Annotated in this window: 13 protein-coding genes; 9 read left to right on the plus strand and 4 right to left on the minus strand. The window is 73.2% G+C overall.

Annotated elements, in window-relative coordinates; all coding sequences use genetic code 11:
• From cofD to ACI6PP_RS02575, 3 genes are all read left to right on the plus strand, one after another.
• A partial coding sequence (gene cofD, locus ACI6PP_RS02565; RefSeq protein ID WP_421108814.1) for a 2-phospho-L-lactate transferase occupies positions 1–782 on the plus strand: 782 nt, incomplete at its 5' end.
• Positions 779–1729 carry a coenzyme F420-0:L-glutamate ligase gene (gene cofE / locus ACI6PP_RS02570; RefSeq protein ID WP_421108816.1) on the plus strand — a complete coding sequence of 317 codons (951 nt, stop codon included), beginning with the start codon at positions 779–781 and terminating at the stop codon, positions 1727–1729. The genes cofD and cofE, both read left to right, overlap by 4 nt.
• Positions 1730–1741: 12 nt before the next feature.
• The gene (locus ACI6PP_RS02575) at positions 1742–2449 is read left to right on the plus strand and encodes a TIGR03089 family protein (protein WP_421108818.1); all 708 of its coding nucleotides are present in this window, start codon (positions 1742–1744) and stop codon (positions 2447–2449) included.
• On the opposite strand, the gene ACI6PP_RS02580 is transcribed toward ACI6PP_RS02575, so the two are convergent.
• Positions 2415–3866: an LCP family protein gene (locus ACI6PP_RS02580; protein ID WP_421108820.1), complete on the minus strand. Its 1452-nt coding sequence runs from the start codon at positions 3864–3866 to the stop codon at positions 2415–2417. The two genes, ACI6PP_RS02575 and ACI6PP_RS02580, sit on opposite strands and share 35 nt — an antisense overlap.
• Before the next feature lie 107 nt (positions 3867–3973).
• On the opposite strand from ACI6PP_RS02580, the gene ACI6PP_RS02585 reads away from it, so the two are divergent.
• Together ACI6PP_RS02585 and ACI6PP_RS02590 are read left to right on the plus strand one after the other, a co-directional pair.
• Entirely contained in the window at positions 3974–5164 is a 1191-nt protein-coding gene (locus tag ACI6PP_RS02585; RefSeq protein ID WP_421108822.1) for an LCP family protein, read from the plus strand.
• Between the two features lies 1 nt (position 5165).
• Positions 5166–6011: a class II fructose-bisphosphate aldolase gene (locus ACI6PP_RS02590; RefSeq protein WP_421108823.1), complete on the plus strand. Its 846-nt coding sequence runs from the start codon at positions 5166–5168 to the stop codon at positions 6009–6011.
• On the opposite strand, the gene ACI6PP_RS02595 is transcribed toward ACI6PP_RS02590, so the two are convergent.
• Positions 5995–6759, minus strand: coding sequence for a GntR family transcriptional regulator (locus ACI6PP_RS02595; RefSeq protein ID WP_421108824.1), 765 nt, complete (start codon positions 6757–6759; stop codon positions 5995–5997). The genes ACI6PP_RS02590 and ACI6PP_RS02595 overlap by 17 nt on opposite strands.
• Before the next feature lie 61 nt (positions 6760–6820).
• Between ACI6PP_RS02595 and ACI6PP_RS02600 the strand changes: the two genes are divergently transcribed.
• From ACI6PP_RS02600 to ACI6PP_RS02615, 4 genes are all read left to right on the plus strand, one after another.
• A complete protein-coding gene (locus tag ACI6PP_RS02600; RefSeq protein WP_421108825.1) occupies positions 6821–7972 on the plus strand; it encodes an SIS domain-containing protein in 1152 nt (383 codons plus the stop codon).
• Complete coding sequence (locus ACI6PP_RS02605; RefSeq protein ID WP_421108827.1) at positions 7932–8933, plus strand: N-acetylglucosamine kinase; 1002 nt, start codon at positions 7932–7934, stop codon at positions 8931–8933. The genes ACI6PP_RS02600 and ACI6PP_RS02605 overlap by 41 nt, the downstream gene beginning before the upstream one ends.
• Complete coding sequence (locus tag ACI6PP_RS02610) at positions 8933–9871, plus strand: DMT family transporter (RefSeq protein WP_421108829.1); 939 nt, start codon at positions 8933–8935, stop codon at positions 9869–9871. Before ACI6PP_RS02605 ends, ACI6PP_RS02610 begins: the two co-directional genes overlap by 1 nt.
• A 62-nt stretch (positions 9872–9933) precedes the next feature.
• Positions 9934–11157, plus strand: coding sequence for an HNH endonuclease (locus tag ACI6PP_RS02615; protein WP_421108830.1), 1224 nt, complete (start codon positions 9934–9936; stop codon positions 11155–11157).
• Here the strand turns inward: ACI6PP_RS02615 and ACI6PP_RS02620 are convergent.
• Positions 11146–12534, minus strand: a complete 1389-nt coding sequence (locus tag ACI6PP_RS02620) for a hypothetical protein (protein ID WP_421108832.1) — start codon at positions 12532–12534, stop codon at positions 11146–11148. The genes ACI6PP_RS02615 and ACI6PP_RS02620 overlap by 12 nt on opposite strands.
• A 78-nt stretch (positions 12535–12612) precedes the next feature.
• The gene (locus tag ACI6PP_RS02625) at positions 12613–13095 is read right to left on the minus strand and encodes a putative immunity protein (protein WP_421108833.1); all 483 of its coding nucleotides are present in this window, start codon (positions 13093–13095) and stop codon (positions 12613–12615) included.
• Positions 13096–13119: the final 24 nt, after the last annotated feature.

Here is a 13119-nt window from a genome sequence, read left to right on the forward strand (position 1 = left end):
ACGAGACCTGGAACGCCAAGGCCGAGCTGCAGGCGTACGGCGTGCAGCCCGACTGGTTCGGGCTCGGCGACCGCGACCTCGCCACCCACCTGGTGCGCACGCAGATGCTCTCGGCGGGCTACGGCCTGTCCGACGTCACGCGTGCCCTGTGCCGCCGCTGGGACACCGGCGTCGAGCTGCTGCCGATGAGCGACGACCGCGTCGAGACCCACATCGTGGTCGACGACGACGAGAGCCCCGCCGGGCAGAAGGCCATCCACTTCCAGGAGTACTGGGTGCGCCTGCGCGCCTCGGTGCCCGTGCGCGGCGTCGTCGCGGTGGGCATCGAGGCGGCCACCGCCGGCCCCGGCGTGGTCGAGGCGATCGAGGGCAGCGACGTCGTGGTCGTCGCCCCGTCCAACCCCATCGTCTCGGTGGGTCCGATCGTCGGCGTCGCCGAGATCCGCGACGCCTTGCGCCGCACGTCGGCGCCCGTGGTCGGGGTCTCCCCCATCGTCGGCGGCGCCGCGGTGCGCGGCATGGCCGACCAGCTGCTCTCGGGCCTCGGGGTCGAGGTCAGCGCGGCGGGCGTCGGACGGCACTACGGCTCGCGGGCCCGCGGCGGGCTGCTCGACGCCTGGCTGGTCGACAGCGGCGACGAGGACGAGGTCGCCACGCTGCGCGAGGCCGGCGTCGAGGCGCACGCGCGTCCCCTCCTGATGAGCGACGACGCGCTCACCGCGGCGCTCGCCGCCGACACGCTCGAGATCGGGCTGGCCCTGCGCGACCGGGCGTCGTCGTGACCCTCGAGGTCGTCCCGGCCCGCGGCTTCCCCGAGGTCGCCGCGGGCGACGACCTCGCCGCCCTCGCGGTGCGGCACCTGCCCGGGCTGCGCGACGGCGACGTCGTCGTGGTGACCAGCAAGGTGGTGAGCAAGGCCGCCGGCCTGGTCGTCCCCGGCGACCGGGCCGACCTGCTCGACGCCGAGACCGACCGGGTGGTCGCCGCCCGGGGGCCGCTGCGGATCGTCCGCACGCACCACGGCCTGGTGCTCGCCGCCGGCGGCATCGACCGCTCGAACACCGCGGTCGGGACGGCCGTCCCGCTGCCGCGCGACCCCGACGGCGACGCGCGCACGATCCGCCGGGCCCTCCACGACGCGACGGGCGCGACGGTGGCCGTGGTCGTCACCGACACGGCGGGCCGCGCGTGGCGCGAGGGCCAGGTCGACCTCGCGATCGGCGCGGCCGGGCTGCTGCCGCTGCTCGACCTCTCGGGCACCACCGACCCCCACGGCAACGACCTGCAGGTGACGGCCCCCGCCGTCGCCGACGAGGTCGCCTCGGCCGCCGACCTGGTGGCCGGCAAGCTCGCCGGGGTGCCCGTGGTGCTCGTCCGCGGCCTGGACCCCGCGCTGCTCACCGCCGACGACGGGCCGGGCGCCGCGGCGCTCGTCCGCGCCGAGGACACCGACCTGTTCGGGCTCGGCGCCGTCGACGCCGTGCGCGCAGCCGTCCGTCGCGACGGCCACCGCGGCTTCCCGGTGACGGGGCCCGGCGCGCTCGAGTCGGTCCTGCGGGACGCGTCGGAGGGCACCCCGGTCGAGCTGCGCGCCGAGCGCGACCGCGTCGAGGTGGTGCCCGCCTCGACGCAGGTCGACGCCCTCGTCGAGGCCGGCGCCGTCGCCGAGCGGGTGCGGGTGCTGGCCGCGGCCCACCGGCTCGCGGTCGAGGTCGTCGTCACCACCTGACACGCTGGGGGCGTGCCCCACGACACCGTCCCCGCCCTGATCGCGTCCGCCCTGGCGTCCGACCCCGGCCGCCCGTTCGTCACCTACTACGACGAGGCCACCGGCGAGCGCATCGAGCTCAGCGTCGCCACCACCGCCAACTGGGTGTCCAAGACGGCCAACATGCTGCAGGACTCACTGGCCGCCGACGACTCCACCACGGTGTCGCTCCGGCTGCCCGCGCACTGGGAGTCGGTGGTGTGGCACCTCGCGTGCTGGAGCGTCGGCTGCACCGTGGTCGCGGCGAACGCCGACGCCGACCTCGTGGTGCTCGGCCCGGAGGTGCTGACCGACGACGTGCCCGACGCCGACGAGGTGGTGGCGCTGTCGCTGCGTCCGCTCGGCGCCCGCTTCGCCGAGGCGCTGCCCGCGGGCGTCGTCGACTACAACGCCGAGGTGCTCGGCCACGGCGACGTGTTCTCCGCCTACGCCCCACCCACGCCGGCGTCGCACGCCGACCTGGTCGACCGGGGCCGCTCGGCCGCGCTCGAGCCCGGCGAGCGGGTGCTCGTCGTCGGCGACGTCGACGTGGTCGAGCCCCTGCTGGGCGTGCTCGTGGCGGGCGGGTCGCTCGTGCTGCTGCGCGACTCCTCGGGCGCCGAGGTGCCCGCCGGTCGCGCCGACGACGTCGCCGCGACCGAGCGGGTCAGCAGGCCGACGCGAGGTCCTGCGTCTCGTTGACCGTGGTCGAGCGCTCCTTGTCGACGTCGGGCGCCTGACCCGCCGTCTTGGCCTTCGCCGCCTTCTCGGCCGCCACCTGCTTCTTCGGCTTGGGGACGGTCTTGCCCTCGGAGACGTCGACGGCGCGCGACACCATCGCCCGCACCTCGTCGAAGTCGGGGTTGGAGGTGTTGATCGCCGGCGGCACCACCGACACCGTCGACACCTTGGCCGAGCGGGCCTTGAGCGCGAGGTCGATGAACGTGTCGAGCTCGCTCTGCGGGATGTCGGTCTCGAGCATCCGCTTGGAGGAGTTGGCCAGCGAGTTGACGTTCATCAGCACGGTCTGCGGGCTGAGCTGCTGCAGCATCGCGCTCATCACGCACTTCTGGCGCGCCATGCGCGAGTAGTCGTTGTTGGCGACGCGGCTGCGGGCGAACCAGAGCGTCTCCTTGCCGTCGAGCTTGTAGGTGCCCTTCTTGACGTACCCGGTGATCGGGGCGCCGATGCCGCCGATCGGGACGCGCTCGGGCACCGTCAGGCGCACGCCGCCGACGGCGTCCACGAGGTCCTTGAAGCCGTGCAGGTTGACCATCGCGTAGTAGCCGATGTCGAGGCCGGTGGCCTGCGAGACGGCCTGCTTGGTGGCGGCGATGCCCGGGTGGGTGACGCCGGGGAACAGCTCCTTGTGGTCCTCGGCCCAGGTGTTGACGCCGTTGAGGTAGCAGCCGTCGCAGTCGAAGCCCTTGGGGAACTGCTCGCGCATCGTCGACCCCTTGGGGAACGGGACGTTGGCGAGGTTGCGCGGAAGGCCGACGAGGACGGTGCGGCCGGTGTCGGCGTCGATGCTCGCGACCATCAGGGAGTCCGGACGCAGGCCGACGCGGCCCTTGCCGGAGTCGGCGCCCAGCAGCAGCACGTTGTAGCGGCCCTGCTCGGCGATCGAGACGGTCTGCTGGCCGAACACGTCGTCCATGAAGCTCTTCTGGACGGCCATCACGTGGGCGCCGAAGAACAGGCTGCCGGCGGTGACGAAGCACAGCACCGAGTTCACGCCGGTCATGGCCAGGCGGTGCGGGCGGCGCAGCTCGAGCGGCGCGCCGAGGCGCCAGGCGTCGACGAAGAGCACGACCCACCCGAGCGCGGCGCCGATGAGCAGCATCCGTCCGACCCACAGCAGCGAGCCGCTGGTGAAGACGCTGAGCAGGCTGCTGCGCGACGTCATCGCGAGGAGGACGAGCACGAGCAGCACCGTCCACGCGGCGAGCCAGCAGCGGATCGCGATGCGTCCGACGCGCTTGTTGCCCAGGACGAGCTGGGCCGAGCCGGGCATGACGAGGGTCATCGCCATCAGGACGAGGGCCCGGCGGAACCGGACCCGGGCCGAGACGTCCTCGGCCGGTTCGGGCCCGAACAGGGGCGTGCGGGGGTGCGACATGTAAAGAGATCCTCACGGGGGAAGACGCGAGCAGTGCCCGTCAGTATCACCTCGCCGACGGCCGTGACCTGCGCCGACGCGCCGTGCGCTCGGGTACCGTCGTCGCCATGCCCAACCGCGACCACGGGCCCGGCGAGGGCTCCTCGTCCGAGGACAAGTACGGCTGGCTCTACGGCGGCCCCTCGGACTCCAGCAGCCCGCCGGCCTCCCCGCCGCGGTCGGACCTCCCCCCGCCCGCGCTGCCTCCCCCGTCGTGGGCCAGCACGCGGGACGCCTCGAGCCGCAGCGGCGGTGGAGGCCCGGTCCCGCCGACCGATCGTCGGGCGTCCCGCTCCCCGCGCCCCAAGGGCAACGGCCGGCGCACCCGCCGCATCGTGCTCGCCCTCGTGCTGGCGTGGGTCGTCTTCCTCGTCGCGGTGCCGATCTGGGCGTGGAGCAAGATCAACAAGGTGGACGCCGCGCCCGACGGCGACCGTCCGGGCGAGCAGCCCGGCCAGACCTTCCTGCTCGTCGGCTCCGACAGCCGCGCCGGGCTGAGCAAGGAGCAGCAGAAGCAGCTCACCACCGGCTCGGTCGGGGGCAACCGCACCGACACGATCATGCTGATGCACACCGGCAGCGGCCCGACGCTGCTGCTGTCGATCCCCCGTGACTCCCAGGTCCAGATCCCCGGGCGCGGGCGCGGCAAGATCAACTCCGCCTACGCCATCGGCGGCCCGAAGCTGCTGGTGGAGACGATCGAGGAGAACACCGGGGTGCGGGTCGACGACTACGTCGAGATCGGCTTCGGGGGCTTCGTCAACATCGTCGACGCGGTCGGCGGCGTGCAGATCTGCCCGAAGAAGAACCTCAAGGACAAGGACGCCGGCATCAACCTGAAGGCCGGCTGCCAGGAGGCCGACGGCCCGACGGCCCTGGGCTACGCGCGGTCGCGCAAGCAGTACGCCGACTCCGACATCAGCCGCGTGCAGAGCCAGCGCGAGGTGCTGGGGGCGATCGCGGGCGAGGCCAAGTCGCCCTGGACGGTGCTCAACCCCGTCCGCTACGCCCGCGTGGCCGGCAGCGGTGCGTCGTCGTTGACGATCGGCGAGGACGTCGGGCCCCTCGCGCTCGGGCGCTTCGCGCTCGGGCTGTCGTCGGCGATGGGCGGCGGCGGGCTCAACTGCACCGTGCCGATCGCCGACCTCAGCGTCCGCTGGGACCGTGAGAGGGCGCTGAAGATGTTCGGGTACATCAAGCAGGACCGCACCGCCGACATCGGTGACCTGTGCACCGCCAACGGCCAGGTGGGCGGCTGACGTGGCACTCGTCCCCGCCGCCGTCCTCCTCGACGACGCCCGTGAGGCCGACGTCGCCGTCGGCGCCTTCAACGTCATCACGCTCGAGCACGCCGAGGCGGTCGTCGCCGGCGCCGAGCGCGCCGGGCGTCCGGTCGTGCTCCAGCTCAGCGAGAACGCGATCGCGTTCCACCGCTCCCCCGACGCGATCGCCGCGGCGTGCGTCGCGGTGGCGCGGGAGGCGTCGGTCGACGTCGCGCTGCACCTCGACCACGTCACCGGCGACGCCCTGGTGCGACGCACGGCCGAGCTCGGGTTCAGCTCGGTGATGTACGACGGGTCGACGCACCCGTACGAGCAGAACGTCGCCGCCACCGCTGACGCGGCAACCTGGGCGTCGGAGAACGGCGTCTGGCTGGAGGCCGAGCTCGGCGAGGTGGGCGGCAAGGACGGTGCGCACGCGCCCGGCGTCCGCACCGACCCCGCCGAGGCCGCCGCGTTCGTCGACGCGACCGGCGTCGACTCCCTCGCGGTCGCGGTGGGCTCCTCGCACGCGATGACCACCCAGGACGCCCGCCTCGACCACGACCTGATCCGCGCCCTGCGCGACGCCGTGCCGGTGCCGCTCGTCCTGCACGGCTCGTCCGGCGTGCCCGACGACGAGCTGCGCGCCGCCGTCGAGGCCGGGATGGTCAAGATCAACGTCGGGACGGCGCTCAACGTCGCGTTCACCGGCGCGGTGCGTGCCCGCCTGGCCTCCGACGACGCGGTCACCGATCCGCGGAAGTACCTGGCCGGCGCGCGCGACGCGGTGAGCGACGTCGTCGCCCACGTGCTCGGCGTGCTGGCGCTCAGTCCTGGTTCGTGATGGACGCGCGGAACCGGTAGCGGTCGCCGCGGTACGCAGCCACGGTGTACTCCAGCGGCCGGTGGTCCTGGTTGTACGACAGCTGGGTGGCCACCAGCACCGGCACCGCGAGGCCGGCGAGCTCGAGCAGGCGCTCCTCGTCGGCGTCGGCCTGCCGCGCCTCGACCGAGTAGTCGGCGACGCGCGGCACCTGCGGCGGACGACCGGCCGCGAGCGTCGCGTACAGGGAGGCGTCCGCGAAGTCGGTGTCGGCCAGCGCCGGGCACATCGCGAGCGGCAGCCGGTTGCGCTCGTGCACGACGACCAGGCCCTCGAGCGAGCGGAGCCGGACGAGGTCGAACAGCTCGGTGCCGGGCGCCACCCGCAGCACCTCGGCCTCGGCGACGGTGCACGGACGCACCTGCTGCGCGAGCACCTCGGCGGTCGTCGCGATGCCGTGCATCGTCGCCCAGTCGGCGAAGCCCTGCACGTGGGCACCGGGCGCCGGCGCCGAGCCCTCGTCGTCGACGAACCAGCCGCGCGACGCCGACGGGCGCACCACCCGTCGGCGCTCCAGCTCGGCGAGCGCGGACCGCACCGTCACCCGCGACACCCCGTAGCGCTGGGTGAGCACCCGCTCGGACGGCAGGCGGTCGCCGGGACGCGCGCCCGCGTCGACGAGGTCGTCGCGCAGGCGCCCGGCCACCTGCTCGAACAGCGGCAGCGCGTCGTCGGAGAGGAGTCCCCGGGGCAGTCGCTCGTCTGACATACCGGTACCATACCAGTATCAGACAGTTGACGGACCGGTGAGCGCGGCCTACCGTCCGCACGTGACCTCGACCTCCACCAAGCCCCTGCTCGCCGCCGACGCCGACGGCGCGGGGGCCACCACGCAGGAGATCGCGCAGCAGCCGCGACTGTGGCGCGAGCTGGCCCAGCAGGCCGCGGACGACCGCGAGACCACCGACTTCCTCGCACCGGTCCTGTCCCGACCGGACCTGCGGATCGTGCTCACGGGCGCCGGCACGTCGGCCTTCGGCGGCGAGATCCTGGCGCCCGCGCTGCGCCGCGCCACCGGCCGCCGGGTCGACGCCGTCGCCACCACCGACGTCGTCAGCGACCCGTACGGCGCCTTCGCCGAGGACGTCCCGACGCTCCTGGTGTCGTTCGCGCGCTCGGGCGACAGCCCCGAGAGCGTCGCCGCGACCGCGCTGGCCGACCGGCTGCTCACCGACGTCCACCACCTGCTCGTCACCTGCAACCCCGACGGCGCGCTCGCCCGTGACCACGGGCAGCGGGTGTCGTCCCGGGTGCTGCTGATGCCCGAGGGCGCGAACGACCGCGGATTCGCCATGACCTCGAGCCTGACGTGCATGACGCTGGCGGTGCTCCTCGCGCTCGGCCGCGTCGACCGGGCCGACGTCGAGCGCCTCGCGTCCGCCGTCGAGGTCGCGCTCCCCACGCTCGAGCTGGACGCGGCCTCGCACGCCGACCTCGACCCCGTCGCGCGCGTCGTGCACCTGGGCAGCGGGCCGCTGACGGGCCTCGCCCGCGAGTCGGCGCTGAAGCTGCTCGAGCTCACCGCCGGCCGCGTGGCGACGTTCTTCGACTCGGCCCTGGGGTTCCGGCACGGCCCCAAGGCGCTGCTCGACGACAGCACGCTGGTCGTCGTCCACGTGTCGACCGACCCCTACACCCGCGCGTACGACCTCGACATCGTCACCGAGCTCACCGGTGCGCTGCCGGCCGGACGGCTCGTCGTGGTGAGCGCCGAGCGCCTGCCGCTCGACGCCGAGCAGTGGACCTTCCCGTCCCTCGCGGGCGACCGGGACGAGCTCGTCGCGCTCGCCTACGTCGTGGCGTCCCAGGTGCTGGCCCTGCGCACCTCGCTCGCACTCGGCCTGACGCCGGACGACCCGTTCCCGAGCGGGGAGGTGAACCGTGTCGTCGCCGGCGTCACCATCCACGCGCTCGACGCCTGACCGCCGCGCCGAGACCTACCTCGGCGTCGACGGCGGCGGCACCAAGACCGCGCTGTGCGTCCTGCGGGGCGACGGGCGGGTGCTCGCGCGAGTCGAGGCGCCCAGCTGCTACTACCTCGGCCAGGACATCTCCCTGGTCGAGAAGGTGCTCGACCAGGGCGTCACCGAGGTCTGCGCGGCGGCGGACGTCCGTCCGTCCGACCTCTCCCACGCGTTCTTCGGCCTGCCCGGGTACGGCGAGGTGAGCGGCGACCTGGCCGCCCTGGACGCCGCGCCCGCCGCCGTCCTCGGCCACGACCGGTACCGCTGCGACAACGACATGGTCTGCGGCTGGGCCGGCTCCCTGGGTGCCAGCGACGGCATCAACGTCGTCTGCGGCACCGGCTCGATGACGTACGGCGAGCGCCGCTCCCACGGGATGCGCGTGGGCGGCTGGGGTGAGGTGTTCGGCGACGAGGGCTCGGCCTACTGGATCGCCGTGCGCGGCCTCGGCCTGTTCTCGCAGATGAGCGACGGACGTCGTCCGCGCGGCCCGCTCCACGCGCTGCTCCGCGAGCACCTCGCGCTCGAGACCGACCTCGACCTCGTCGACGTCGTGCTCAACCGCTGGGGCGGCGCGCGCGGCGAGGTCGCCGCCCTCAGCCGGGTCGTCGTCGCGGCGGCCGAGCAGGGCGACGCCCTGGCCGAGTCGATCCTGCACGAGGCCGCGCACGCGCTCGTCGACCTCGTCGAGGCCACCCGCGTCGGCCTGGGCTGGGACGACGGCAGCACCGTCCCCGTCTCGTGGTCGGGCGGCGTGTTCGCCTCCACCGTCGTGCGCGAGTCGTTCACCCGCGGGCTCGAGCTGCGCTCGCCGCACTACGAGCTGCGCACCCCGCAGCACGACCCCGTCGTCGGCGCCGCCCTCTACGCCGCCCGCCTCCACGGCACCCCCGTCACCGCACCCCTCGAGGAGACCTGATGACCCGATCGCGCAGCTGGATCCCCTACGCGGGTCTGCTCGTCCTGTTCTGGGGCGTGTGGGGCGCCTTCTCCGGCGAGCCGACCTCGCGGTACGGCTACCCCGACGAGATGGTCTACGTGATCTGGGCGTTCACCATGCTCATCCCGTGCTGGTTCGCGCTCCGCGGCGGCGTCCGGATCGACCGGCGACCGGTCGCGATGCGCTACGGCCTGCTCGTCGGGCTGACGGGCGCCGGCGGCCAGCTGATCCTGTTCAAGGCCCTGACGATCGGCCCGGCCTACCTGATCTTCCCGCTCATCTCGATCTCCCCCGCCATCACCGTGCTCATGGCCGTCGCCCTGCTGCGCGAGCGCATCCCCCGCCTCGCCGTCGTCGGCGTCGTGGCCGCCCTGGTGGCCATCGTGCTGTTCAGCGTGTCGGGCGACGGCGGCGCGGCCGACGCGGGCCCGTGGATCCCGCTGGCGCTCGTGGTCATGGTGGCGTGGGGCGTCCAGGCGTTCTTCATGAAGAAGGCCGCCACCGTCGGCGTCAACGACGGCACCACCTTCATGTGGATGACGGTCAGCGGCCTGGTGCTGGTGCCCGTCGCGATCGTCATGATGGGCGGCCTGCCCACCGGCGCCCCGTGGCAGGCCCCGGCCCTCACCGTGGGCACCCAGCTGCTGAACGCCGTCGGCGCCCTGTTCCTCGTCATGGCCCTCAGCCGCGGCAAGGCCTCCATCGTCGCGCCGAGCACCAACGCCCTCGCGCCCGTGCTCACCATCGTCCTGTCGCTGCTGGCCAACCAGACCCTGCCCTCGGTCTACGCCGCCATCGGCATCGTCCTGGCCATCGGCGGCTCCACCCTGATGGTCTACGCCGACGAGTCGCGCGGCGAGGACCTCCAGCACGCCCCGGAGGAGTCGCTACGCGGCCAGAGCCCCGCGTCGAGATGAGCCTCACTCGCCCGTGATTGCAGGCGAAAGTGACTGTCGGAGGGTCCCGCTAGGTTGGGTTCATGGCCGCAGAAGCATGGTTCGACGCTCGTGAGGAGCTCGCCGACGTCATCGACGTGAGTGCCGAGATCTCGCGACTCGAGGCGGCTCGCTTCCGTGGTGTCGCGGCCTGGGCCGTCGGTGGGACGAGGTCGCAGCGCGGGCCCGTCCGCGTGCTGCCCGGTCAGGAGCAGATGGTCCAGCTCGGCGGTGCCGGGTCGCCTGCGGTGCCCGAGTTCCTGGCCGCCGAGCTCGGCCCCACACTCGGCCTGTCGGCATGGGCGGCGCAGTCGCTGCTCGCCGACGCGCTCTCGCTGGTCCACCGGCTCCCGCACCTGCTCGAGGCCCTGGATTCCGGGGTGGCCGAGGTGTGGAAGGTCCGGATGGTCGCCGCCGGCACCCGCGGCCTGTCCGAGACCACCACGAGGATCGTCGACTGCCACCTGGCCAACCCGGCCCGTGACGGTGTGAAGCCACCCATCGCCCGGATCACCAGGTCGAGGCTGCAGCAGGTGATATCCCAGTACGACTACCTGGACCAGGCCGACGACGAGTCCGCCGAGGCCCGCACCGCGCACGCGTTGTCGCAGCGGTTCCTGCGGGTCCAGCACGGCCTGGACGGCACCGCCGACCTCACCGGACGCCTGTCCTCAGAAGTCGCCGAACGACTCGAGCAGGCCGTCGAGGACATCGCCACCGAGATGGCCGACACCGAGGACGACACCCGCCCCCGCCAGGTCCGCCGCGCCGAAGCCCTCGGACGGCTCGTCGTCCACCCCGGCCTGGCGCAGACCGTCCTGTACGTGCACCTTGATCACGCCACGGGCACCTGGTCGGCCGACAACCTCGGCGCGATCGACCAGACCGAGGCAGAGCACCTGGTCGGCCACGGGAACGTCACCATCAAGCCCGTCATCGACCTCGCCCACGAGATCACCGCCACCGGGTACGCCTCGCCGCCTCGGCTGCGTGAGCAGCTCAGGTTGGCTCAGCACGACACCTGCGCGTTCCCGTACTGCGACCGCCGCGCCGCCAAACGGGCCGACGTCGACCACGTCATCCCCTACGACAGCGGCGGGGCCACGTCGTCAGAGAACACCCACCTGCTCTGCCGCTACCACCACCGCGTCAAGACCCACGGCCGGTGGAAGGCGACCAAGACCGCGCCGGGCACCACCCGCTGGACCAGCCCCACCGGCCAGATCTTCGAGGTCGCCCACGGGCTGACGACACGACTACGAACCTGACGTCGACGGCTGGAGGCTCGACTCCGTGACGGCCTCGGCGCCGTCCTGTGACGAGTAGTCCGTCGATGCCAGCGAGGACGGGACGACGTCCTCCCGCTCGGGCACCTCGGCGTGCGGCGCCCGCTGCCTCGGCGGCGAGGCCGACCAGGCGCGGAGCGAGCCGAGGACGTCTGCGTAGAACTCGTCGACGGCGACGAGCACCGAATCGATGAAGGACCCGCGCCCGCGTCCCCGCTTGGTCCCGAGTGGGCGATCGACCGCGACCCTGAAGCTCCGGAGCTCCCTGGTCGGATCGACGACCAGGACCGAAGCGTCCTCCCGGACGGCCGAGAGCAGCTCGGCCGCCGCCGACCCTCGACCTCGAGCGACGAAGGCCTCGACCCGGATGGACTCCGGTGAGTTCTTGAGCTGTCTGACCAGCCAGTTGACCCGGGTCGTCGGACGACCCTCGCGAGGTGCCTCGATGTCGACGTGGCAGGTGACCTTCCCGGCGCGAAGGTCGGCGGTGACGACCAAGTTGCCCACCGTGTCGGGGATGCGTATCGCACCTGAGAGCTGGGCCGTCTCGCACAGCGCAGTCGCCAGGTGCTGGGACCGGACGGCAGGGTCGGCAGCCTCCTGGCGCGTCAGTGCGGGGATGACCTCGGTGCCCAGCTGCCTCCCGAGCTGGAGACTCGCGAACCGGAGCAACGCGTCGAACCGCGCCGCGACCTCGGCGATGCCCTTGTCGGAGGACCTCAACGTTCCGGCCGCGACCGACTCCCTGGTCGGGACCCAGCACTCGCCCATGTCGTCGAACTCCAGGGCGCCCGACTTCCGGTGCTCCAGGTACCGGATCAGCTCACCGAGGATCCACGCCTGCTCCGGATCGGCCACTCCGCGGAACTCCTTCTGCAGCACCGCCTGCGCGAGCACCTGGCTCCACGAGAGGTGATGGAGGGCCACCCTGCGCAGCTTGCGCCGGTCGACCTTGGTCGGGTGCTGACCTGCCGCGGGCGGGATCTCGTTCGAGATGGTGAGGACCGCGTCGAAACCCTGCTCGCGCGCGATGTCGAGGTAGTTCTCGAGCTGTTCGGCCGAGAGGTCGTTGCTGCCGGTCTTGACCTCGACCAGTGCCGTCCACGTCGTCGAGCCGCGCTTCACCCGGATCAGCCCGTCGGGGTAGAGACGTCGCTCACCCAGCATCATCGGGACCTCGATGTAGCAGTCGATCGCGCCGGCCGGCGCCCCGAACGGCTTGACGAGCCCCCGTCCGAACTCCTTCACGGCCCCGACGACGGCGAGCAGAGCCGACGTGGCCCGTCGCTCCTGCTCCTCGGCCCCGTTGATGCCCGAGGTCGGGATCAGACGCGCTTCGTGCCAGGTCTCTTCGCTCATGTCGCCCCCGAGATTCGATGGTCCGCAGACGGTACCCACATCAAGCGGACTCCGAGGTCGAACCGGAGATCTCGCCCCTCAGACCTCGAACACCGACCAGCAGATCTCGTTCCGCAGCCGCTGGTCGTCGAGCACGAGGTCGCGGACCGCGGCGGGGAGCTGGTCGCGCTGCCACCGACACTCGGCGCGCCCTGCGACGTCGGCCTGGCCGGGTGTCGCCGCGGCCCGAGCGGCCTTGATCGCGTAGGCGGCCGCGCCGAGCTCGTGGGCGGCGACGTGGGCGACGACACCTGCCTGGCCGGCGGCGTAGGCCGCGTGCCGGGGCGCGCCGGACAGGTCGCGGGCCGCGCCCATGGCGTGACCGCCTGCCGCGCGAGCCTCCATCATCCGCAGGTCGCCGCGCACCCAGGCGCGCGCCGCCTCGACGGCCCGTCGCGGTCGCGGGTCGTCGGGGCGGACGGACTCGAAGAGGTCGAGGACGTGCTCGGCGCAGGCGGCCGCCCAGAGCGCGAGCAGGTGGTGGTCCGCGTCGGTGAGCGTGCCGCCGCGTCGGAGCGTCACGAACCGGGGGTCTGGCACCGTCGG

The organism is Solicola agrisoli (assembly GCF_049059935.1).
GTDB lineage: Bacteria > Actinomycetota > Actinomycetes > Propionibacteriales > Nocardioidaceae > JAURVT01.